Origin of the sequence: Solwaraspora sp. WMMD1047 (genome assembly GCF_029626155.1) — a bacterium.
Lineage (GTDB): Bacteria > Actinomycetota > Actinomycetes > Mycobacteriales > Micromonosporaceae > WMMD1047.
Window position 1 is genome coordinate 3522153 of the sequence record NZ_JARUBL010000001.1, and the last position, 22710, is coordinate 3544862.

General features: G+C 72.0%; 22 protein-coding genes. 12 read left to right on the top strand and 10 right to left on the bottom strand.

Features of this window, described 5'->3' with window-relative positions; translation table 11 throughout:
* The first annotated feature begins 171 nt into the window (after positions 1-171).
* Positions 172-1029 carry a sulfurtransferase gene (locus O7627_RS15955; RefSeq protein WP_278094300.1) on the top strand — a complete coding sequence of 286 codons (858 nt, stop codon included), beginning with the start codon at positions 172-174 and terminating at the stop codon, positions 1027-1029.
* 87 nt (positions 1030-1116) lie between these two features.
* Complete coding sequence (locus tag O7627_RS15960; RefSeq protein WP_278094301.1) at positions 1117-2019, top strand: universal stress protein; 903 nt, start codon at positions 1117-1119, stop codon at positions 2017-2019.
* Here O7627_RS15960 and O7627_RS15965 read toward each other — a convergent pair.
* A complete protein-coding gene (locus O7627_RS15965) occupies positions 2016-2783 on the bottom strand; it encodes an aminotransferase class IV (protein WP_278094302.1) in 768 nt (255 codons plus the stop codon). The two genes, O7627_RS15960 and O7627_RS15965, sit on opposite strands and share 4 nt — an antisense overlap.
* Positions 2784-3192: 409 nt before the next feature.
* Between O7627_RS15965 and O7627_RS15970 the strand changes: the two genes are divergently transcribed.
* From O7627_RS15970 to O7627_RS15985, 4 genes are read left to right on the top strand one after another with little or no spacing between them, the layout of a single operon-like run.
* Positions 3193-5595 carry a nitrate- and nitrite sensing domain-containing protein gene (locus O7627_RS15970; RefSeq protein ID WP_278094303.1) on the top strand — a complete coding sequence of 801 codons (2403 nt, stop codon included), beginning with the start codon at positions 3193-3195 and terminating at the stop codon, positions 5593-5595.
* Positions 5592-6023, top strand: a complete 432-nt coding sequence (locus O7627_RS15975; RefSeq protein WP_278094304.1) for a roadblock/LC7 domain-containing protein — start codon at positions 5592-5594, stop codon at positions 6021-6023. The genes O7627_RS15970 and O7627_RS15975 overlap by 4 nt, the downstream gene beginning before the upstream one ends.
* Positions 6020-6385 (top strand): DUF742 domain-containing protein, encoded by a 366-nt coding sequence (locus O7627_RS15980; protein ID WP_278094305.1) that lies wholly within the window; start codon positions 6020-6022, stop codon positions 6383-6385. The genes O7627_RS15975 and O7627_RS15980 overlap by 4 nt, the downstream gene beginning before the upstream one ends.
* Positions 6386-6404: 19 nt before the next feature.
* Positions 6405-6959 carry an ATP/GTP-binding protein gene (locus tag O7627_RS15985; protein ID WP_278094306.1) on the top strand — a complete coding sequence of 185 codons (555 nt, stop codon included), beginning with the start codon at positions 6405-6407 and terminating at the stop codon, positions 6957-6959.
* A gap of 26 nt (positions 6960-6985) precedes the next feature.
* Here O7627_RS15985 and O7627_RS15990 read toward each other — a convergent pair whose 3' ends face one another.
* A complete protein-coding gene (locus O7627_RS15990) occupies positions 6986-8377 on the bottom strand; it encodes a tryptophanase (protein WP_278094307.1) in 1392 nt (463 codons plus the stop codon).
* A 36-nt stretch (positions 8378-8413) separates the two neighbouring features.
* Entirely contained in the window at positions 8414-9553 is a 1140-nt protein-coding gene (locus tag O7627_RS15995) for a tryptophan dimethylallyltransferase family protein (RefSeq protein ID WP_278094308.1), read from the bottom strand.
* 493 nt (positions 9554-10046) lie between these two features.
* On the opposite strand from O7627_RS15995, the gene O7627_RS16000 reads away from it, so the two are divergent.
* The 3 genes from O7627_RS16000 (at position 10047) to O7627_RS16010 (ending at position 14025) form a co-directional block, all read left to right on the top strand.
* Entirely contained in the window at positions 10047-11084 is a 1038-nt protein-coding gene (locus O7627_RS16000) for a substrate-binding domain-containing protein (RefSeq protein WP_278094309.1), read from the top strand.
* A gap of 233 nt (positions 11085-11317) precedes the next feature.
* Positions 11318-13357, top strand: a complete 2040-nt coding sequence (locus tag O7627_RS16005) for a family 43 glycosylhydrolase (RefSeq protein WP_278094310.1) — start codon at positions 11318-11320, stop codon at positions 13355-13357.
* Between the two features lie 155 nt (positions 13358-13512).
* Positions 13513-14025, top strand: coding sequence for a DinB family protein (locus O7627_RS16010; RefSeq protein ID WP_278094311.1), 513 nt, complete (start codon positions 13513-13515; stop codon positions 14023-14025).
* Positions 14026-14047: 22 nt separating this feature from the next.
* Here O7627_RS16010 and O7627_RS16015 read toward each other — a convergent pair whose 3' ends face one another.
* The 4 genes from O7627_RS16015 to O7627_RS16030 all read right to left on the bottom strand — a co-directional run bounded on the left by O7627_RS16015 (position 14048) and on the right by O7627_RS16030 (position 17716).
* Positions 14048-14836: an SDR family oxidoreductase gene (locus tag O7627_RS16015; RefSeq protein WP_278094312.1), complete on the bottom strand. Its 789-nt coding sequence runs from the start codon at positions 14834-14836 to the stop codon at positions 14048-14050.
* A gap of 62 nt (positions 14837-14898) precedes the next feature.
* Positions 14899-15828: a YegS/Rv2252/BmrU family lipid kinase gene (locus tag O7627_RS16020; protein ID WP_278094313.1), complete on the bottom strand. Its 930-nt coding sequence runs from the start codon at positions 15826-15828 to the stop codon at positions 14899-14901.
* Between the two features lie 46 nt (positions 15829-15874).
* Complete coding sequence (locus O7627_RS16025) at positions 15875-16984, bottom strand: PIN domain-containing protein (protein ID WP_278094314.1); 1110 nt, start codon at positions 16982-16984, stop codon at positions 15875-15877.
* A gap of 9 nt (positions 16985-16993) precedes the next feature.
* Entirely contained in the window at positions 16994-17716 is a 723-nt protein-coding gene (locus tag O7627_RS16030; RefSeq protein ID WP_278094315.1) for a TetR/AcrR family transcriptional regulator C-terminal domain-containing protein, read from the bottom strand.
* A 100-nt stretch (positions 17717-17816) separates the two neighbouring features.
* On the opposite strand from O7627_RS16030, the gene O7627_RS16035 reads away from it, so the two are divergent.
* From O7627_RS16035 to O7627_RS16045, 3 genes are all read left to right on the top strand, one after another.
* Positions 17817-18857, top strand: coding sequence for an NAD(P)-dependent alcohol dehydrogenase (locus O7627_RS16035; protein WP_278094316.1), 1041 nt, complete (start codon positions 17817-17819; stop codon positions 18855-18857).
* A 9-nt stretch (positions 18858-18866) separates the two neighbouring features.
* Positions 18867-19052 carry a hypothetical protein gene (locus tag O7627_RS16040; RefSeq protein WP_278094317.1) on the top strand — a complete coding sequence of 62 codons (186 nt, stop codon included), beginning with the start codon at positions 18867-18869 and terminating at the stop codon, positions 19050-19052.
* A 75-nt stretch (positions 19053-19127) separates the two neighbouring features.
* Positions 19128-20192 (top strand): endonuclease/exonuclease/phosphatase family protein, encoded by a 1065-nt coding sequence (locus tag O7627_RS16045; RefSeq protein ID WP_278094318.1) that lies wholly within the window; start codon positions 19128-19130, stop codon positions 20190-20192.
* Between the two features lie 46 nt (positions 20193-20238).
* On the opposite strand, the gene O7627_RS16050 is transcribed toward O7627_RS16045, so the two are convergent.
* Genes O7627_RS16050 through O7627_RS16060 form a run of 3 tightly spaced genes read right to left on the bottom strand, consistent with a single transcriptional unit; the run spans position 20239 to position 22704 of the window.
* Positions 20239-20715: a hypothetical protein gene (locus tag O7627_RS16050; RefSeq protein WP_278094319.1), complete on the bottom strand. Its 477-nt coding sequence runs from the start codon at positions 20713-20715 to the stop codon at positions 20239-20241.
* Positions 20690-21361 (bottom strand): sigma-70 family RNA polymerase sigma factor, encoded by a 672-nt coding sequence (locus O7627_RS16055; RefSeq protein ID WP_278094320.1) that lies wholly within the window; start codon positions 21359-21361, stop codon positions 20690-20692. The genes O7627_RS16050 and O7627_RS16055 overlap by 26 nt, the downstream gene beginning before the upstream one ends.
* Positions 21358-22704: a S8 family serine peptidase gene (locus O7627_RS16060; protein WP_278094321.1), complete on the bottom strand. Its 1347-nt coding sequence runs from the start codon at positions 22702-22704 to the stop codon at positions 21358-21360. The genes O7627_RS16055 and O7627_RS16060 overlap by 4 nt, the downstream gene beginning before the upstream one ends.
* Between the last annotated feature and the right edge of the window lie 6 nt (positions 22705-22710).

Here is a 22710-nt window from a genome sequence, read left to right on the forward strand (position 1 = left end):
CCGCACTCCTCGTCGCTCGGTCCGCACCACCTTGGAGCGGGTAGGTTATGCCGGCGGCGGCGGTCCGGACTACCGGCAACTGTCGGAACCCGCACCGGTCGGGCTGCGACGCCGGCTGAATCGGCCCCGGTACGGTTGGCCGGTGACCGTGCCGCCGGATCGGACCGCGTGATGCCCCGCCACCCGGGTGACGTCCTGATCACCGTCGACGAGCTGGCCGCGGCCCTGGGCTCCGGCCGGCGGCCGGTCCTGCTGGACGTGCGGTGGCGGCTCGGCGACCCGGACGGGCGGCGGCACCACCTGGCCGGGCACCTGCCCGGAGCGGTCTACGTGGATCTCGACACCGAGCTGTCCGACCCGCCGACAGCCCGGGACGGCCGGCACCCGCTGCCGGACGTCGCGCGACTGCAGGCGGCGGCCCGGCGGTGGGGAATCTCCGACGGCACCGACGTGGTCGCGTACGACGACACCGGCAACCTCGCCGCCGCGCGGGCCTGGTGGCTGCTGACCTGGGCCGGGGTCACCGGGGTACGGCTGCTCGACGGCGGCTACCGGGCCTGGCGGGACGGCGGCGGCGCCGTCGAACAGGGCGACGTCCAACCCGCCCCGGGTACGGTGACCCTGCGCCCCGGCGCCCTGCCCGTGGTGGACGCGGACGGCGCGGCCCGGACGGCGACGCACGGTGTGCTGCTGGACGCCCGGGCGGCCGAACGCTACCGCGGCGACCAGGAACCGGTCGACCCCCGCGCCGGTCACATCCCCGGCGCGGTGTCCGCGCCCACCACCGACAACCTGACTCCGGACGGCCGGTTCCGGCCGGCCGCCGAGCTGGCGGAGCGGTTCGCCCGGCTCGGCGCCGGCGGCGGTCCGGTCGCCGTCTACTGCGGATCCGGCGTCACCGCGAGCCATCAGATCGCCGCGCTGCGGATCGCCGGCCTGCCCGCCGCCCTCTACCCGGGTTCCTGGTCGCAGTGGTCCAACGAGCCCGGCCGCCCGGTCGCCACCGGGGACGACAACCCCCGAGGCTGACCGGGGGTCCTTCGGCCCTGGTCGGCGACCCGGAGCCGTGGGATGTTCGGAGTGCGGGGATCAGGCTGACCCCGCCGGAGGTGGACGATGGACAGCGGACCGATCGTCGTCGGCGTGGACGGTTCCGCGCCGAGTCTGGCCGCCGTGACGCTCGGCGCGGAACAGGCCGGATCGTGGGGCCGGCCGCTGCGGCTGGTGCACGCGTTCGTCTGGCCGTACTTCCGGGTTCCGCTCGATCCGCCGGTGGGCGGACCGCCCGACAGCGGTCTGCGCAACCAGGCGGACCGACTCCTCACCGAAGCGGTCGACCGGGCCCGGGCCGCCGCTCCCGGAGTGCCGGTCACCGGCGAGGTGGTCACCGGGTTCCCCGCCCCGGTTCTGATCGCCGAGTCCGAACGGGCCGCCACGGTGGTGGTCGGCGACCGTGGCCTCGGCGGGTTCGCCGGCCTGCTGGTCGGCTCGGTAACCGTGCAGTTGGCCGCGCACGCCCACTGCCCGGTGCTGGTGGCCCGCGGCCGGACCGAGCCGTCCGGTCCGGTCGTGGTCGGTGTCGACGGCTCGCCCGGCGGCGCGGCCGCGATCGGGTTCGCCTTCGAAGTCGCCGCCGCGCGCCGGGTGGAGCTGGCGGCGGTGCACGCTTGGACCCACCCGACCGCTCGCGAGCCCGGCGACATGCTGCCGCCGGTGCACGACCCGGAACTCGCCAGGGGCGAGGAGGAACGACTGCTGGCCGAGGCGTTGGCGGGTTGGCGGGAGAAGTATCCGCAGGTGCCGGTGCGGGCGCGGCTGGTCCGCGCGCCGACCCGGCGTACCCTCGTCGAGGCCAGCCGACGGGCGGGCCTGATCGTGGTCGGCGCCCGCGGGCGCGGCCCGTTCAGTGGACTCGTTCTCGGCTCGGTCAGCCAGGCCGTGCTGCACCACGCCGAGTGCCCGGTGGCGATCGTGCCGCATGCCGACCAGGCCGGGAACCCTGAACCGGGTGCGACCTAGACCTGCTGGGCGGGGGCGGCGGCGTAGACGGCGGCGAGCTCGGCCATCCGGGCGTCGTCGACCGGGATCGGTAGATCGTCGATGCCGGACACCGGGACGACTCCCCGCGAATTCGCCAGGAACGCGCCGTGGTAGCCGGTGACGTCGCGCAGCCGGATCGGGCGCCGGACCGAGGGGGTGCCGCGACTGGCGAGTTCGTCCTCGACGAGCTGCATCGTGACGCCGTGCAGCCAGGGCGGTTCGGGCCAGACGACCCGGTCGCCGTCGAAGAATCCGATGTTGGCGACCGATCCTTCCGAAATCAACCCGTCCGGGCCGGTGAGCAGCGCGTCGTCGTACCCGGCCCGGCGGGCCAGTGTCGCGTGATGGGCCTGGCCGAACCCGCCGAGATGCTTCAGGTGGGCGAACGGCCGCAGGTACGCCACGGACCGCAGCCGCTGCGGCAGCCGGGCGGGCTCGGTGGGCGGCCCGACGGCCACCAGGACGCGGGGTCGGGTGGCGTCGTCGGGTCGGAACACGACGATCCGGACCGCGGCGTCGCCGACCCCGTCCAGTGCGTGTCGCAGGTAACCGCGGACGATCTCGCCCGGCAGCGGGCGGTCGAACAGCTCGCGGTTGGCCGCGTCGAGCCGCCGCAGGTGCCGGTCCAGGCCGCGGACCGTGTGGTCGCGTACCTGGAGTGTGGTCAGGTGACCGTAGGTGGCGAGCGCGGCGAAGCTCAGGCCGGCAGCGTCGGCGGGCTCCCCGTCAACCTCAACGTGCACCACCTGAGCCTACCGGTCCCACCAGCCGTTTCATCTGACGGTCATTCCCGTGACGTGGCCCGGAAACATATTTAGTACTATCTGTGCCGCCGCCGTCACTCGGCGGCCGGTTTTGCCTGGCGGTCGCATTTCTGCTGGTCGAAGCCGCTTTCGGAGTGGTTTGACCGACGGGGATGGGCCGGGCTGGTGCGAGAGTGGACATACCGGTAGTGTGTGCCCCACATATCGGCGATGGCCAGTAATGTGCGCCCGCTGGTTTTTTATGCTGCCCATGATTGGATAGAAGTTGGCACGCGAACAGGCCGACCGCCAGAGCGCAATACCTGATTCAAAGACAACCGATTCTGCGGCGAATTCCGGCGGCGGCCGCAGCCGGCAGCAGTCCATCAAACGCCGAGTCATTCGGCTGGTGCTCATCCCCGGTGTGGCGGCGCTGGCACTCTGGTTCGCGGCTTCCGGATACCTGGTCTTCCAGGGCTTCTACAACCGGCAGGTCGCCAACAGCGTCCGCAACGTGTCGATCCCGGCGGTCCCCGCGTTGGCCTCCGTCCAGCAGGAGCGGCGGCTGGGGGTCGCCTATCTGGCGCAGCCCTCCTCCGACCTGCAGGTAATGCTCGATCAACGGCGACAGACCGACGAACGCCTGGCCGCCCTTCGGTCCGCGGCCGAACCGGCATTGGCGAACGCGCCCGATTCGATCACCACCCGCTGGCAGACGTTGACCGACTATCTGGACCAGCTTCCGGGCATCCGCACGAAAATCGATTCCCGCTCCGCCAGCGAGCAGGAAGCGTACGATTTCTACAACGACCTGCTTGACGCCGCCACGAGCCTCTTCGACACCCAGGCGCGGGTCGTACCCGATGTGTCCGCGACCCAGGGCGGCATTGCGGCGACCGAGGTCTTCCGGGCCAGTGACCTGATGTCCAGGGCCGGGTCGACGATCGACAGTGCGTTCGGTGCGAAGGCGTTGAACCAGCGTGTCTATCTCGACTACGTCGGCCTGGTGGGGGCCTACCGCTCGGCGCTGGACAACGTCGCGCCCCACCTGGAGCCGACGGCGCGTCAGCGCTATCAGCAGCTCACCGAGGGGGAAGCCTGGCAGCGGCTGACCGGAGCCGAGAACGCCCTCATCACCGGCGGCTACTGGCGCAACGGCGTGCCCCGGACGCTGCCGGTCGACCAGGCCTCCTGGGAGACCCTGATCACCCAGGTCTCCGACGATCTGATCGACCTGACCGTGGTCCAGGCCGACGCGGTCTCGGCCGAGACCCTGCGCACCGGTAACAACCAGCTGCTGACCGCCCTGCTGGGTAGTCTGGTCGCGCTGACCGTCGCGGTCGCCGCGATCATCTGGGCGGTCCGGCAGTCGCAGCTCCTGGTGGACCAGGCCCTCTCGCTGCGGCTGGCGCAGCTGGGTGCCGACGCGGCGTCGATGGTGGACCAGCGACTTCCGGCGCTGATGGAGCGGCTGCGGCGGCACGAGCGGGTGGACCTCGCGGCCGAGTTGCACACCAAGGACTACGGCACCGACGAGATCGGCCAGGTCGCCGACGTGATCAACCGGTCGCTGAAGGTGGCGGCGGGCGCCGCGGTCGACGAGGCGAAGACCCGGGCCGCCGGTGTCGCCATGCTGATGGGCGTGGCGCGCCGCCCGCAGCGACCCCTGCAGCGTGGCCTGAAGGTCATCGAGGACCTGCAGAACCGGATCGGCGACGAGAAACTGCTCTCGGAGCTCTTCGACATCAACCACCAGCTCACCCAGACCCGGCGCTTCCTGGAGAACCTCGTCATCCTGGCCGGCGGCCAGATCGGTCGGCGGTTCAAGAAGCCGGTGCCGGTCCGTCGGGTGCTGCTGGCCGCCTTCGCGGAGTCGCAGCACTACCAGCGGATCACCCTGCGGCACGCCTCGGACGTGGCGGTGCAGGGACACGCGGTCGCCGGCACCGTGCACCTGCTCGCCGAACTGCTGGACAACGCGCTCTCCTTCTCACCACCGGAGACCACCGTCTGGGTCACCTGCAACGAGGTGCGGCACGGCGTCGCCGTGGAGATCGAGGACGCCGGGGTGGGCATGCGGCCGGAGGCGCTGGAACGCGCCAACGAGCTGCTGGAGACCGCGCCGACCCCGGACATCACCGCGCTCAAGGACGGTGCGCAGGTCGGTCTGCACGTCGTGGCGGAGCTGGCCAAGCGGGACGGGATCCAGGTCAGCCTGCGGACCTCGGCCTACGGCGGTCTGCTGGCGATCGTGCTGCTGCCGGAACGGGTGATCGTCACCGGGCACACCGACCCGGCCGACGACCCCGTCCTGGCGACCGTCGGTGCGGTCGCCGTCAGCCCACTCAACGGCTCGGGCCGGCACCTGCCCCGCCCGGCTCCGGCGCCCGCCGTCGGTCGGGTCGCCACGGTGACCCGCACCGCGCCGCCGGAACGAGAGCATCCCGACGCCGGCGCGGGTCGGCGGCCTGACCGGGCGGGCGGCGAGATGACAAACCACCAGGCGAACGGCGTCGCGCGGACCAGCCGGTCCCCGGAGGTCGCGGCCCCGCCGCCGACCGATGCGGGCCGGCCGGCGGCCCCGCCGGCGGGCCGACCGCCGTTGCCGCACCGGCAGCCGCAGCAGCACATCGCCCCCGAACTCCGCGAGGACACCACGTCCGACCCGGACCCCGCCGGCACGGCCGAACCGGCCCGGTCGCCGGAGGAGGCCCGCAACCGCATCGCCCGCTACCAGCGAGCATGGAACGCAGGTCGGGTCGCGGACACCGACGACACGGCAACCAAGGATGACCAAGGCAGGAAAGCGTGACCAACCTGAATCCGCACAACGATCTGACCTGGATGCTGGACGGTCTGGTAGAGGTTCCCGACGTCGTCTACGCGGTGGTCCTGTCGACCGACGGGCTGATCATCCAGAAGTCGACCTCGCTCCCGCAGGACAAGGCCGAACTCCTCTCGGCCGGCGCGTCCTCGCTGCACAGCGTGGCCGCCGGAGTGGGCCGCCGGTTCGAGAGCGGAGCGGTGCAGCAGGTCATCGTCGAGTACGGCGGCCACACGCTGTTCATCGCCGCCGCCGGGCACAACGCCCGACTGGCCGTCCTCTGTGAACACACCGTCGACATGGGGACCGTCGCCTACGAGATGAGCCGGCTGGTCACCCGGATCGGCGACTACCTCGGCTCCGACGCCCGCACCGCGACCCCCGCGGTCAACGGCCAGCACGGACCGAAACCATGACGTACGACATCTGGGACGGTGACGACGAGGCGGAGGCCGGCCGCCTCGTCCCGCTCTACATCCTGGTCAACGGGCGGACGAGTCCGCGCAACACCAACCTCGACCTGGCGACCCAGGTCGTCGCCCTGCCGGGGGACAGGTCGCGGCTGGAGCCGGAGTACCGCGAGATCCTCGACCGCTGCGCCGGTTGGATGTCGATCGCGGAGATCGGCGCCTATCTGCACCACCCGCTCACCATCACCAAGGTGATGGTGGATGTCCTGCTGGATCAGGGATACCTGGACATCGGAACGCCGGCGCAGCAGAAGATCGCGGACCATCGGCTGCTGGCGACGGTTCTCGCCGGTCTCGAAAGACTGTAGACAAGAGGGACTGAGATACGTGGATCGCACATCGGTCAAGATCGTCGTCGCGGGCGGCTTCGGCACCGGTAAAACCACCCTGGTCGGATCGGTAAGCGAGATTCCGCCGCTGACCACGGAGGAGGTCCTGACCCAGGCCAGCATCGGCGTCGACGACGTGACCGGTGTGGAGGACAAGACCAGTACCACGGTCGCGCTGGACTTCGGCCGGATCACGATCTCCTCCGAGGTGGTGCTCTACCTGTTCGGCACCCCCGGCCAGGACCGGTTCTGGTTCATCTGGGACGAACTGGCGCAGGGCGCGGTCGGCGCGATCGTGCTTGTCGACACCAGGCGGCTGAGCACCAGCTTCCCGGCCGTCGACTACTTCGAGCGACGGGGGATTCCGTTCGTCGCCGCGGTCAACAGGTTCTTCGGCGAGTGCCCCTACACCGAGGACGAGATCCGGTCGGCGCTGGAGCTCGACCCGGCGGTGCCGCTGCTGTGGTGCGACGCCCGGGACCGCGCCTCCTGCAAGCAGGCGCTGATCAACCTGGTCCGGCACGCGATGTCCCGGCTGCCGGTCGCCGGCTGACCGGCCGCCGCTGGCCGCCCGTCGCGTCAACCGGCCAGCGGCGCCAGTCGCACCTTGAAGTGGCGCAGCAGCGGCGGTGACGAGACGATCCGGTACCCGCTCACCCGCTCGGGATCCTTGGCGATGTCGGCGAGCACCGACGCCACGTACTCGAAATGGGTGTCGGTGTAGACCCGGCGCGGGATCGCCAACCGCACCAGCTCGAACGGCGCCGGGGCGACCAGTCGGTGCTCGTCGTCCATCTCACCCAGGTAGAGCGAGCCCAGCTCGGCGCTGCGGATGCCGCCGTCGAGGAAGAGCTGGCAGCCCAGTGAGTGACCGGGAAACTCGGCCGGGGAGAGGTGGGGCAGCAGCCGGCCGGCGTTGAGATACAGGGCGTGGATGCCGGCGGGCTGAACGGTCTGCACCCCGGCTTCGTTGATCAGCCGGGCCAGCCGCGCCGTCGAGGCGGCCCGGGCCCGCAGGTAGTCCGGCTCGACGACCTCCCGTACCCCCTGGGCGAGCCGCTCCAGGTCGTGCCCGGCCAGTCCGCCGTAGGTGGAGAACCCCTCGGTGGCGATCAGGTTCGCCTCACAGGACGCGTGCAGGTCGGCGTCGCGGAGGCCGATGAAGCCGCCGATGGCCGACAGGCCGTCCTTCTTCAGGCTCACCACGCAGCCGTCGGCCAGTTCGAAGGCGCGGGTGGCGACCTGCCGCGGCGTCCAGTCCCGGTACGCCGGATCGCGCTCAACGACCAACCAGGCGTTCTCGGCGAACCGGGCGGCGTCGAGGAAGAACGGCACCCGGTGTCGCCGGCACAGTTCGCGGGTCGCCTCGAGGTTGGCCATCGACACCGGCTGCGCGCCGAGCCCGTTGTTGGTGATCGTCATCAGAACCACCCCGACCCGGTCGCCGTCCGGACCGGCCAGGGTCCGTTCCAGCGCGACCAGGTCGATGTTGCCCTTGAACGGGTCCGCGCTGTCCAGGTCGGCGGCCTCCGGACAGGGCAGGTTGCGGGCCTCGGCCCCGGCCAGGACGACGTTGGCGTGGGTGGTGTCGAAGTGGGTGTTGCTGAGGCAGATCTGTCCGGGCTTGAGCAGGCTGGCGAAGAGGATGCGCTCACCGGCCCGGCCCTGGTGCACCGGCAGGAGGTACGGGTATCCGGTGAGGTCGCGCAGCTCGTCGTGGAACCGGAACCAGGACCGGGCACCCGCGTACGACTCGTCGCCCTCGGCGGCACCGGCCTCCTGCGCGGCCGAGGTCGCCCCGGTGCCGGAGTCGGAGAGCAGGTCGATGGTGATCTGGTCGGCGCGCAGGTTGAACGGGTTGTAACCCGCCTCGTCGAGCGCCCGGCGGCGCTCCGCCGGGCTGAGAAAGGGAATCGGTTCGACGACCTTGATCCGGTACGGCGGCAGCACCGGGTGGGAATGCAGGGGCATCCTTCGCTCCTTGCGGTTTCAGGGCTGCCGGGCGGTTCAGGGCTGCCGGCTGGCGATGTGCGGGGTGGAGGTCTCGCGCTGCGCGTCGGCGGGCGGCCCCCACCGGTGGCGGGGAGGATCGGTCCGGTACGCCTCGGCCGACAGGTAGACGGTGACTCCGGGGCGCGGCCGGCCGAGACGCAGCGACACGTGCGCGATCAGCCCGACTCCTTCGTGCAGCGGGCGTCGGGACACGGCGGCGATCGCCCGATCCAGGACGGCCCCGTCGAACCCGTGCCGCGCCAGCAGACTCAGCACCCGGGACCGGGCCTCGGCGTCGTCGGCGACGTAGCTGCGGATCGGCACGTAGACGCTGTAACCGATCGGCCGCTCCACCCCGCCGGCAAAGGTGTGGCTGCTGACCATCGGCCGCCCGCGGAAGGGGCCGGGTCCGCCTCCGGCGGTCGCGCAGAACCGCTCGACCACGGCCTCGTCCACGCCGTCCACGGCGCCGGCCGTGCGGGCCACGTCGCGCGCCTCGGCATCGTGATGTGACAGGTAGAGCTTGACCCGCGCCTGTGGGCCGTCGTGCAGGTCCAGCGAGAAGAAGGTGAGCCGGTCCTGGCGGCCCAGCTTGCCGGGTCGGACACCCCGTTCCAGAACGGCCCGGTACGGCCGGCTCAGCCCCAACCGGCGCACGGCCTCGGCCACCAGCGCGGGGGACCGCTCGGTGCCCTGCACCTCGGGATTGAAGTAGACCTTCAGCTCCGGCCGCCGTCCACTGCGGAACACCAGCGAATGCCAGAGCGCGAAGTCGCCGCGCGGCTGACCCGAGGCGAAGATGTCCCGTACCGCTTCGTACCGGCTGCTCGACAGGTTGAAGCGGTGCCCCTGGCGGTCCATGAACCGGTGCGCGGCGGAGAGGTTGGCCAGCACACCGGGCGGTGATCCCTGCGCCTCGGCCAGGATGCGCAGAGCCGGCGGTTCGTTCTCGTTGTACGCGATGGAGAACTCGACCGGCGTGTGGTCGTCAGCGATGTTGGACGGCCAGGCCGGCGGTTCGGACAGTGGCCGGGAGCCGGCCGGCCCGAGCAGATCCGCCAGCAGGTCCAGTGGTGCCGTCGAGTCCGCTCCGACCACCTCGCAGAGCTGTCGGAGCTGGTCACTCAGGCGCTCGGCAAGGGACGAAGCATCCATTTACCCTCCAGCGCGGCGAGTCCCGTCCTCGGCTGCAATGAGTGGTCGGGCGCCGACGTCCTCGTGGGCACCTCGGGTGGTCGTGATTGCGTCGGTGTCAGCGGGCCGGCCGGCGGTGCCGTGGTGAACACCCTCTGGCCCGTCTCGATCACCGCGTTTCATATCGTGAACGTGTGACCACACGTTGTCGAGAGAGACAAATGTCACTATGTCGCACAGACCAGCCGCGAGCTGCCCGGACTGATGATGAAAAAGTTGCATCTATCACTGTGATCGGCGCCACCTCAATGCCGCGACTTGCCCGGCGTTGGCCCGGCCGCGGCGTGACCCTTTCCGCACAGTCCGGTAACGCGCTGAAATCGCCCATCCCGCCGAGGGTCGACGGCCACGACGGCACGGTGGCGGCTCGCGCTTGTTGACCGCACACCCCTGCCCCGATGCCGTGGCCCGCGCGTATTGGATGCTGGTCGATGAATGGAAGTAGACTGCGACGGTGACGGGGAGGATCCCGAAGGAGACGCGACGGACCAAACGTCGGGACGAGCCGACAATGGCCGTGATCGCGCGCCTTGCCGGGGTCTCGGCGCCGACGGTGTCGCGGGTGCTCAACGGGCGGTCCGGAGTGGCGTCGGAGACCCGGCGCCAGGTCGAGGCGCTGCTGCGCGAGCACGGCTACCGGCGGCCCAACGCGCTGGAACCGGCGCCCAGCATCGAGGTCGTCTTCTACGGGCTCGAGGCGTACCTGGCCGTCTCGATCATGCGAGGCGTCGAGGGTGTGGTCCGGCACCGGGACATGACGGTCGGCTTCACCGACGTCCTCAGCCGGACCGCGTCGGAACGGCCGTGGGCCGAGCAGCTGCTGGCACGCCGGCCGGTCGGGGTGATAGCGGCCCACTCGTACTTCACCCCCGAAGAGCACGCCATGCTGATGGCCAGCGGCATTCCGCTGGTCGCCCTGGATCCGTCGGGGATACCGCCGGGCACCGTGCCCTCGGTCGGCGCGACCAACTGGAACGGTGGGGTGGCCGCCGCCCAGCACCTGCTCGAGCTCGGGCACCGCCGCATCGCGGTGATCGGCGGACCGGCCAAGTCGCTGATCGCCCGGGCCCGGTTGGAGGCGTGCCGGGCGGCCATGGACGCCGAGGGCGTGGTGCTCGACGAGCGGCTCGTCCGGACCGGGCGGTTCTTCTTCGAGGACGGCCTCGCCAGCGCCCGCGAGTTGCTGGCCCTGCCGGACCCGCCCACCGCGGTGCTCTGCGGCAACGACCTGCAGGCGCTCGGCGTCTACGAGGCGGCCCGGCAGATCGGTCTGCGCATCCCCGACGACCTCAGCGTGATCGGATTCGACGACCTGGACTGCTCCAACTGGTGCGGTCCGCCACTGACCACGGTGCGGCAGCCGTTCGAGGAGATGGCGGCCGCCGCCGCGCGGTTGATCCTCGCCTTCGCCGCCGGCGAGACCCCGCAGAGCCGCATCGAGCTGGCCACCACGCTCGTGGTGCGGGGCAGCACGGCTCCGCCGCGTCACTGAAATCGTTTCGCCGGACTCCCCGTCCGGCCTCCGGTGCCGTTGCCGGGATCGTCGGGTCGACCTCCCTGGATCTGCCCCCTGAACAGCGGCGTTTGTGAGGGCTTGCGACCGGAAGCGTTTCCATCGATACTTGCAACTGTTCCGGGCTGGGAGCGGCGGGGCGCCGGGCACGCCCCGATCAGTTGTCTGTTCGCGCTGGTCCGAGGTTCGCTCGGGCGGCGTCCCGCTGATTGATGAGGAATCCCGTGCGAAACTCTCGTCCCCGGCTCTGGCTCGCCGCGACCCTGGTCGCCGCCGTCAGCGCCACCACGGCGGTAACCGCCGTCTCCGCCCAGGCCGCCGGTTGCCGGGTCGGATACACCGTGACCAACCAGTGGCAGGGCGGCTTCGGCGCGAACGTCGAGGTCACCAACCTGGGCGACGCCATCAACGGCTGGCGGTTGACCTGGTCGTTCACCGCGGGTCAGACGATCACCCAGCTGTGGAACGGCACCGTCGCCCAGTCCGGGTCGGCGGTGACGGTGACGAACGCCAGTTACAACGGCACCATCGGCAGCGGCGGCAGCACCAGCTTCGGCTTCAACGGCGCCTGGACCGGGTCCAACCCCGTCCCCGCCAGCTTCGCCCTGAACGGGGTCACCTGCACCGGCACCGTCACCCCGACCACCGGCGTGCCCCCCACGACCACACCGCCGCCCACCACGCCGCCCCCGACGACCCCGCCCCCCACCACGCCGCCGCCGACCACGCCGCCGCCGGGCCCGTGGCCGCCCTCGTCCACCTTCACCAACCCGGTGGTCTGGCAGGACTTCGCCGACCTGGACATCATCCGGGTCGGAGACACCTACTACTACTCGGCCTCCAACATGCACTACTCGCCGGGTGCCCCGATCCTGCGCTCGTATGACCTGGTCAACTGGGAGTTCGCCGGCCACTCCGTGCCCCGGCTGGACTTCGGCAGCAAGTACGACCTGACCGGCGCCCGCGGCTACGTCCGCGGCACCTGGGCGTCGACCCTGAACTACCGGCCGAGCAACCGGACGTTCTACTGGGCCGGCTGCATCGACTTCGACAACACCTACATCTACACCGCGACCTCCGTCGAGGGTCCGTGGACCCGGCACGCCACGATCGACAACTGCTACTTCGACGCCGGACTGCTTGTCGACGACAACGACACCATGTACGTCGCGTACGGCAACACCACCATCAGCGTCGCCCAGCTCTCCGCCGACGGTCGGTCCCAGGTGCGGTCGCAGCAGGTCTTCAGCACGCCGTCGAACCCCGGCGTCCTGGAGGGTGCCCGGTTCTACAAGCGCAACGGCAGCTACTACATCTGGCTCACCCGACCGGCGAACGGCCAGTACGTGCTGAAGGCGAACAACCCCTTCGGGCCGTACGAGATGCGTCAGGTGCTGCTCGACCTGCCCGGCCCGATCAGCGGCGGCGGGGTGCCGCACCAGGGCGGGCTGGTGCAGACCCAGAACGGTGACTGGTACTACATGAGCTTCATCGACGCCTACCCGGGCGGTCGGGTGCCCGCGCTGGCTCCGGTCTCGTGGACCGCGGACGGTTGGCCGGTGCTGCAGACGGTCAACGGCCGGTGGGGCGCCAACTACCCGTACCCGAACGTGCCGCGGCCGCCTCGGCAGGTCAAGCCGATGACCGGCACCGACACCTTCGCCGGTAGCACCCTCGGCCCGCAGTGGGAGTGGAACCACAACCCGGACAACAGCCGGTGGTCGGTGAACAACGGGCTGCGGCTGCAGACCGCGACCGTCACCAATGACCTCTACTCGGCCCGCAACACGGTCACCCATCGGATCCAGGGACCCACCTCGACCGCCACCATCGAGTTGGACTACTCCGCCATGCGCGACGGCGACCGCGCCGGACTGGCGATGCTGCGGCAGTCGTCGGCCTGGATCGGCCTCAGACGCGACGCCGGCACCACCCGGGTCGTGATGACGAACAACCTCACCATGGACAGCAACTGGAACACCACCAGCACCGGCACTGAGGTGGCCAGCGCGAACGTCTCCGGCGGGCGGATCTGGCTGCGTACCAACGCCGACATCCGGCCCGGCTCGGGACGGCAGGCGCGCTTCTCCTACAGCACCGACGGGGTCAACTTCACCACCCTCGGCCCCGCCTTCACCCTCAACAACGCCTGGCAGTTCTTCATGGGCTACCGGTACGCCATCTTCAACTACGCGACCCAGGCGCTGGGCGGTGCCGTCACCGTCCGGCGGTTCGACCTGACCACGCCATGACCTGACCCCGGTGCCGGGCCGCGTGGGGCCCGCACCCCATCGGGCGGCCCGCCTCGGCGGGCCGCCCGACCAAACCCCCCATCCGGTACGCGGGCAGCCCGACCGACCCGCTGCCGGTCGTTGCTCCGACCGGACCGAGTTGGCATGATGCGATCGTGTCCTCCCCATCGGCGGCTTCCGCCGACAACGCCGTCGGGTATCCGGCCCAGCGACAGTTCGAGGCTTTCCTCGACGAGCACCGGGCGGCGCTCGGTGCCTGCCTGGACGGGCTGACCGAACAGGAGGCGCGTCGGTCCCTGGTCTCCTCCCGTACCACCCTGCTGGGTCTGGTGAAACACGCGACCTTCGTGGAGAAGGTCTGGTTCGACGAGGCGGTGACCGGCCGGCCGCGCTCGGAGATCGGCATCCCGGCCACCCCCGACGAGTCCTTCCTCCTCACCGCCGACGACACTGTCGACAGTGTCCGGCAGGCGCACCACGAGGCGTGCCGGGCGTCCCGCGCGGTGACCGCCGCGCTGGGACTGGACGACGTGCTTCCGGGCAACCGGCGTGGCCCGCTACCGTTGCGCTGGGTCTACCTGCACGTGCTGCGTGAGCTGGCCCAGCACTGCGGACACGCGGACATTCTGCGGGAGCAGGTGCTCGACAGCCGACGACCGGCACCCTGACCACCGGTCGCTTCCCGGGGGCTCACCGCCGAATGTCAGCCGGCGGCGGCAGCCGCACGGCGTGGCTGCCACCGTCGACCGCGAGCACGGTGCCGGTGGTGGCGCCGGCCAACGGACTGGCCAGGTAGCCGATCGCCGCGGCCACCTCGTCGGCGCTGACCAGCCGGCCGTTGGGCTGGCGGGACTGCAGCGTGGCCAGCTGCGCGTCCGGGTCGTCGACGGCGGCGAGCAGCCGGCGTACCCAGGGGGTGTCGGCCGTGCCGGGGTTGACGCAGCAGACCCGGATGCCTTCGGTGACGTGGTCGGCGGCCATCGCCAGGGTGAGGGCCTGAACCGCACCCTTGCTGGCGCTGTAGAGCACCCGCTGCGGCAGGCCGGTGTGCGAGCAGATCGACGCGGTGTTGACGATTGCCGCGTGCCGGGAGCGGCGCAGGTGCGGTAGGGCGGCCCGGCTGACCCGGGCGATGCCGACCACGTTCACGTCGAGCACCTCGTGCCACTGCTCGTCAGTGTTCTCCTCGACCGTGCCGACCGCCCCGATGCCGGCGTTGTTCACGAGGATGTCGATGCCGCCGAGCCGCGCGACGACCGTCTCGATGGCGGCGCGGACCGCGGCGTCGTCGGTGACGTCCGCCGTGACGCCGAGCAGTGGTGCCGGCACCTCCGGCGGGTTCCGGTCCAGGCAGGCCACCTGGGCGCCCCGGGCGGCGAGGAACCGGGCGGTCGCCAGACCGATGCCGGATGCGCCACCGGTGACGACCGCCACCAGGCCGGCGAACTCGCCGCCGGGTACGGGTTCAACACTTGCCACGCGTGGCTCCCTCCGTCGGTAGTCGATCACCATCCTATGGCCGGGCGCCGGGGGAGTGCCGGTTACCGGTCGACGGTGTCGATCGGGGCCATCACCCGCAGCGCGTTGGCGTCCAGCCCGATCCGGATCGGAGTCTGACCGTGCACCTCGCCGTCGACCTCGACCGGCGCCGGCCGGTCGGTGCGCAGCAGCAGCTCCCCGGTGGCGAGGAACGGTACGTCGGCAAGGGTGCGGCGGTGGCCGGTTGCCGCGTTGCGCGCCGTCGCGCGCAACAGGTCCCCGCGGCCCGGGCCCCCCACCGGATACGCGACGAGCAGTCGGTCGTCGGCGTTCGCGTCGGCGGTGATCGGGCGGCCGGCCTGGAAGCCGCCGTTGGCCACGTAGAGCTGGTGGGTGTGGAACATCCGGGTCTGCCCGTCGGATTCGACCGTGAACCGCACCGGCTGGTGGGTGGGGAGCAATCCGAGGGCGGTCACCGGGTAGGCGAGCCGGCCGGCGGCCCGCTTGAGCCGGGCCGGCGCCCGCAGCATCACCTCGGCCGACAGCCCGATGCCCACGTGATTGGCGAACGGCATCCCGCCGGCCAGCCCCAGATCGACGTCGACCACCTTGCCACCGGTCAGAGTCGCCACCGCCGCGTCCAGCCCGAGCGGGATGCCGACAGTGCGGGCGAAGTTGTTGGTGGTGCCGAGCGGCAGCAGACCGAGGGCGATGTCGCGGTGCGCGAGCAGCCGGGCGGCGGCGCCGATCGTGCCGTCGCCACCGCCGGCGATCAGCAGGTCCGGAGCCAGGTCCGAGGCCCTGGCCAGGCTCGTCTCGAGCTCGCCCGGCCGGTCCACCGGGTACGCACCCAGCAGGGTGAAGCCGGCCGCGATCAGTCGGGACCGGGCGGCCGAGTAGAGCCGACGCCCCCGGCGGGACCGCGCGTTGACCACCAGGACGGCCCGCCTCCGCAGCCGGATCGCCTCGTCCAGCTCCGCTTTCGTGCGCATGGGCGCCGACCCTATCCCGGCTGACCCGCGCCTGGCTCGGGCGGGCTCAGGTCCGGTCGGCGAACCGGACCCGGTCCGCCGACGCGAGGGTGAGCAGGTAGTCGTCCGCCTCCGGGCTCCAGGCCAGCTCGACCACGCCGCTGGTGGCGGCGGCCTTGCAGAACTGCAGGAAGCTGCGGTAGCCGAGCTTCTTTTCGCTGAAGTCCGGCCGGGCCCGCCTGAGCTGGTTCTTCAGGCCGGACAACGCCACCGCGCCCTGGCCGCCGGCCAGGTCCTGCACCACCGAACGGAGCAGGCCGAACGCCACCTCCCGGTCGCCGTGCTCGGGCAGCGACACCTCGGGATCGCCCTTGGCGGGCCCGTCGGCCAGCTCGATCACGTTCTGGTCGGCCAGGTGGCGCAGCAGCTCGCCGAAGGTGCGGAACCCGTAGTCGGACTCGCTGAAGGTCGGGTCCTTGCGGAGCAGGGTGCGCTTGAGGGTGGAGGCGGTGACCGCGCCGCTGGAGCTGCCCTGCAGGCCGGCCACCGTCTGGGCCACCAGGACCGCTAGGGTGTCCACGTCGCGGGCCGGCTCGTCGGCCGGCGGCTGCGGTTCGGGCTCCGGCTCGACCCGCTGTTGCGGATGCCCGCCGCCGGTCCGGCTCACCGGGCGGTTGCGGCGACTGCGGGCCGCCGGCAGGTCGACGCCTTCCAGCCGGTCGTAGTAGAGGAACTCGTCGCAGGCGGGCGGCAGCAGCGCCGAGGTGGACTTCTCGACCCCGACGCCGATCACCCGCTTGTTCAGTTCGCGGAGCTTGTGGACCAGCGGGGTGAAGTCGCTGTCGCCGGTGCAGATCACGAAGGTGGAGATGTAGCCGCGCTCGAACGCCAGCTCGACCGCGTCGACGGCCATCTTGATGTCCGCGGCGTTCTTCCGGGTGGCGCCCATCCGCTGCGGGATCTCGATCAGCTCCACGTGCGAGCGGGTGAGCATCCGGCGGTCCTCGTCGAAGTAGGACCAGTCGGCGTAGGCCCGGCGGACCACCACCCGGCCGCGCTCGGCCAGGGCGTCGGCGATCGGCCGCAGGTCGAAGGTCATCCCGCCGAGCTGGTCGCGGGCTCCCAGGGCGAGGTTCTCGTAGTCGAGGAACAGGGCGATGCGATCCTCTTGATCCACGCCGACAGCCTACGCCCGGTGATCCGTCCCGCCGCGCAACCGTGGTCCTCCGGCGCCGCCGGCCTCGCTCTCGGCCCGCCGGGCCAGCCCGTCGAGGATCAGGTCGAGCCCGAAGTCGAACTGGGCGCCGAAGTCGTAGCCGGGTCGCATCACGTGCTCGGTCGCCATCTCGACCAGATGCGGGTACTGGCCGGTGGCGAACCGTTGCACGATCGAGTCGGCGACGTCGGCCACCGAGTCCGGCTCGAACGGCAGGGCCGCCTCCTGCAGCGCGAAGCCGTAGACGTAACTGTCCAGCACGGTGTAGGCGTGCGCGGTGAGCGGTACCGAGAAGCCGGCCGCGCGCAGCGTGCCGATGATCGCGTCGTGGTGCCGCAGGGTGGCGGGGCCGGGGGAGGTGCGGGAATCCAGCAGCGGGGTCGCCCACGGGTGTCGCCGCAGGACCCGCCGGGCCGAGTGCGCCTGCCGGCTCAGCTCCACCCGCCAGTCGCCCCCGATCCTCGGCAGTTCGATCTCGGCGAAGACGAGGTCGACGATGCCGTCGAGGATCTCCTCCTTGTTGGCGACGTGATGGTAGACGGCCATCGGTTTGACGCCCAGCTCGGTGGCGAGCGAGCGGATCGTCAGGGCTGCGATTCCACCGGAGTCGGCGACCGCGACGGCTCCCCGCAGCACCCGTTCCCGGCTGAGCGCCGCCCGCGCCGCCGGACCGTCGCTGGATGTTTCCGTCATCTCCGCCCCCTGACCCATAGCTTCACCGTACTTTGTACGGTACCTTCGTACTTAGTACGGTGGGGTTCGACCCGCCGGTTGACGAAGACGAGGAACGGCGATGGAAGCTGACGGCGCTCGCACCGCGAGCCAGGGCGCGGCGGGCGGCGGAGCTGACCCGGGCACCACCATGCGGGCGATCATCCGGGACCGGTACGGCCCCGCCGACGTCCTGCGACTGGCCGACATCGAACGGCCGGTGGCCGGCGACCGCGAGGTGCTGCTCCGGGTCCGGGCGGCCGGACTGGACCGGGGCACCTGGCACCAGATGACCGGACTGCCGTACCTGATGCGGCTCGGCACCGGAACGCGCCGGCCGCGCAACCTGGTACCCGGCCTGGACGTCGCCGGCGCGGTGGTCGCCGTCGGCCCGGCGGTGACCGGATTCGCCGTCGGCCACGAGGTGTTCGGGACCGCCCGGGGCTCGTTCGCCGAGTACGCCGTGGCGAAGCCGGAGAAGCTGGCCCACCGGCCGCCTGGGCTCGCCGTCGAACAGGCCGCCGTGCTGCCGGTCTCCGGCGTCACCGCGCTGCGGGCGCTCATCGACGTCGGCCGGGTCGCCGCCGGGCAACAGGTGCTGATCACCGGCGCGTCCGGTGGCGTCGGCAGCTACGCGGTGCAACTGGCCAAGGCGTCCGGGGCCGAGGTGACCGCGGTCTGCGGTCCCGGCAAGGACGATCTGGTCCGGTCGCTCGGTGCCGACCACGTCCTCGACTACACCCGCGAGGACTTCGCCGCCACCGGCCGCCGCTACCACCTGATCCTCGACATCGCCGGCAATCCCGGCGTGCGCCGGCTACGCCGCGCGCTGACCCCCGGCGGCACGGCCGTCATCGTCGGCGGCGAGGGCGACGGCAGCCTCACCGGCGGTCTCGACCGGCAACTGCGGGCGCTGCTGGTGTCCCCGTTCGTCAGCCAGCGGCTGACCCTCGCCATCTCGGTCGAGCGCTCCGCCGACCTGCGTCGGCTCCTCGGTTTCGTCGAGGCGGGGCAGCTGACCCCGAGCATCGGCGCGAGCTACCCGCTGGACCGGGCGCCGGAGGCGATGCGCCACCTGGTGGCCGGCGCGGCCCGCGGCAAGACCGTCATCACCGTAGGTTAGGGAGAACCGATGTCAGCCCGCGTGCTCGGCCGGGCGGTCGGGACGTTCTCGGTGGTCGTCGCCGCCATCGGGCTGCTGGCGTACCCGGTCCGGCGGCGCGGCCACCCGCTCGCGCCGACGGCTACCTGTCGGGTGTCTGCTGCTGCGCGATTGGCGCCCGCCGGTGCCGTCCAACCGGGTCACGCCCGGTCGTGAGAACGACACCGTCAGCGGCCGGCAACCCGTACGGTCGGTGATGCGGGTCGGTCGCCTCGGGTGGGGGTGGTTCGGATGGCGGTCAGGGTCGCCACGTTCAACGCCAACAATCTCTTCTCCCGCTGGTCGTTCCAGCTCGACCTGCCCCGGGCGGTGGCGGACCGGGCGCTTGCCACGTTGCGTACCGACCCGGGGGCGGCCGACGAACTGGCCGGCGGCGCCGCGACCCCGGGCGAACCGGTCGGCCACCCGGACGTGGTGAAGGTCCGGCTCGACGACGGCAGCGAGCTGACCGGGGTGCTGCGCACCTTCCAGGGACGGCTCGTGCAGGGCAAGGACCCGAAGGCGCGGGCCTGGCTGGCCCGCCGGGTCGCCGCGGTGGACGCCGACGTGCTCTGTCTCCAGGAGGTCGAGGACCAGAACGCGGTGGACGTGTTCTGCCGCGACGACCTGCGACCGTTGGGCGCGGAGTATCCGTACCGGGTGGTGGTGGAGGGCAACGATCCGCGCCGGATCGACGTGGCGGTCTGCGCGAAGCTGCCGATCACCCGGGCCAGCTCCTGGCGGTTCTGGCCCGACCGGCAGGGCCGGCCGGTGTTCGGCCGGGACCTGCTCCAGGTGGAGGTCAGAGCGCCGGACGGCAAGCCGTTACGGATCTTCGTCAACCACCTGAAGAGCAACTTCGTCGCCAACGAGTTCCGGCTCACGGCCGAGGAGGTCGCCGCCGAGCGGGCCGCGATAGCCCGCCGCCGCACGGCGCAGGCGGAGGCGATCGCGGCGATCCTGCGGCACCAGCGGTTGACCCGGCGGATCGTCATGGTCGGCGACATGAACGACGAGCCGACGAGCCCCACGCTTGCCGCGCTGGCCGGAGCCGGTCTGATCGAACGGGTCACCGACGCCAGCACGGTGGCCGGACCGTCGCGGACCGGCAAGCCGGTGTCCGATCGTTTCGCCGACCTGCATCCCGCGATGTGGACCCATCGGCACCGGGCCAAGGGGGTAACGCATTTCGGACTGTACGACCACATCTGGACGAGCGACGACCTGCCGGTGGCGGCCACCCACGTGATGCGCCGCACCCAACTCACCGGCGACGGCACCGACCACGACCCGGCCTACGTCGACCTCGACCTGTGACCCAACGTCCAGGCGTCAGCGGAGGCTCACCCAGCTTCCATGCCTCCTAACGGAGGCTCACCCAGCTGGTCGCGATCGCGTAGCCGGCGGTGTGGGCGCAGAGCCGGACCGGGCCGGGCGGCGGAGCCGCCAGCGAGAAGAAGCCCACCGGGTCGACCGCGGCCTCGTCGTAGGCTCCGTTCGCGGTGCGGGCGGTGACCCGCCCACCGGAGGCCGGCGAGAGCTGCCCGACGATGCCGGCCTCGGTCACCTCGATCTCCACCACGACCGGACCGCTGCGGAACGCCAGGGTCCGCGCGGCACCGGCGTCCCGGCCGCCGGACCTGGTCAGTCCGGCCGGCTCGGCGTCACAGGCGGAGTCGAAGGTCAACTCGGCAAGCGCCAGTTCGGCGTCCACCGTGCGCCAGGTGAACGCCGCCCGGGCCGACGTCTCGAACTCCTGCGGGACCGGTCCGGCCTCCCGCAAAGCCTCGCCCAACTCCGTGAGCAGCGTGTTGTCATCGGCCGGCGGCCACGACCCCATCACGTTCACCTCCCCCTTCCTGAGCCGGGCACGTCCCGAGGTACGGGGCGAGCGCCGGGCATCCGCGAAGCTTGCGTAGGCACCGGGCCTGGGTCGGCCCGACGCTGCCGACCGGCATGCCGAGCCGGTCGCCGATCATCCGGTAGCTGGCCGGCGGGTCCGCGGTCAGCAACGCGAGCAGTTCCTGGCACCGCGGCGACAACTGGGCGAAGCCCTCCCGCAGCGCCTGGCGCCGTTCGGCCCGCAGCAGGTCCTCGTCCGGTGCCGTCGTGTCCACCAACAGCGAAGCACCCAACTGCCCGGTGGCGGAATCGTCGTACGGGTCGAACGGCACGCTCCGTCGGCCGACCCGCAACATCCGGTAGCACTCGTGCCGGGTGGTGGTGGCCAGCCATCCGGCCAGGGCGGCCGGTGCCCGCAGCCGGTCCAGGTGCTCCACCAGGCGCAACCAGACCGTCTGGTTGACGTCCGCGGCGTCCGCTCCGGTCAGGCCGTGCGAGCGGACGACCGACAGCACCAGCGGGGTGTAGCGGCGGACCAGCTCCGCCCAGGCCCGCTCGTCACCGCCGGCCGCGGCGCCGACCAACTCGACCGGGTCGCCGCCGGTCGGTCGCGCCGCCGGGTGGCCGCCCTCCAGCCTCCTCATTCGACGAGTACGCCGTAGTCGGGATGCCAGCGTGGCTCGGCGAGCAGCGCGAGCCGGGCCTCCTGCGCGGTCAGGCCGCCCGCGGTCATCATCGCGGCGAGTCGACCCGAGACGTGTCCGGTGGCGAACGAGGTGCCCGCCCAGTCGGCGAACCCGTCGAAGGGCGTGGCGGGCAGCCCGGGCAGCAGCAGCTGACCCTTGACGTAGGTGCTGGACCGGTCCCCGATGGCGCAGACATCCAACCAGGGTCCGTAGTTGCTGTAGGCGGCCGGGGTGACACCGTGCTGGTCACGGGTCACCGCACCCACCGCGAGCACCGGGTCCAGGGCCGCCGGCCAGGCCGGCCGGTCGGTGCCGGAGTTGCCGGCCGCCGCCACCACGACGACCTCCTTGGGGAGGGCGGCCAGCGCGTTGACCAGCGGCAGCGGCGGCAGGTCGTCGGCGGTGTAGCCGCCCAGCGACAGGTTGACGATCTCGGCCGCGCTCCGCTTCGGATCGGCGTGCCCGAGCCCGGCCAGCGCCGCGACCAGCATCTCCTCGTCACCGATGCCGGTCGCGTCCAGGGCCGCCTCCGGATCGACCCGGACGCCGGGGGCGGCCTGCCGGACCACCCCGGCGACGAAGGTGCCGTGCCCGCCCTGCAGCGCCAGCGTGTCGTCGTACAGGTAGACCGCGTCCTCGTCGTCGGATTCGGGCAGGTACCAGCCGTCGAGCCAGTCCGGGTGGTAGTCGCCGGCGTGGCGCCAGATGCCGGTGTCGCAGACGCCCACCGTGACGCCGGCGCCCTCGCCGGCCCGGGCCGGGTCCGGGGGCGCCAGCGCGGCGGCCGGCCGCGGCGGCCCGCCCGGGTTGCCCATGATGTTGCCGAAGCCGACCAGGACGTGGTGCGGTTGCACGGCGGGCGGTCGCTGGCCCGGCCACTGCTGCCGGTCGCGGAGCTTCTGGACCAGGCCCGGGATGTCGGCCTCCCGGTCGAAGGCCAGCCGGGTGACGCCGGCGAACCGGCCCGCCGGCTCCACCTGGTGGCCGTACTCGCGTAACCGGGCCTGCACCCGTTTGGCGTCCGCGTCGGCGGCCAGGAGCTGCCGGGGCCGGTACAGGAACTCCCGGCCGGGTTCCAGGTGGCGGCGCACGTTGCGGTCCTCGGCCACCGCCAGCAGGAACGCCCGCTGGTACGCCTCGTCCGCCGACTCGGCGGCCCGGCCGGGCGCCGCCCGGGGCAGGCTGGTCAGCGAGGCGGCGACCGCGGCCAGTGCGGACCCGGCCAACAGTCGGCGGCGGGACAGCCGGGTGGCTGGCCGGTCCGGCACGCGGCGTTCGGTCGGCGCTGGTCCTGGGTGCATCCGTCT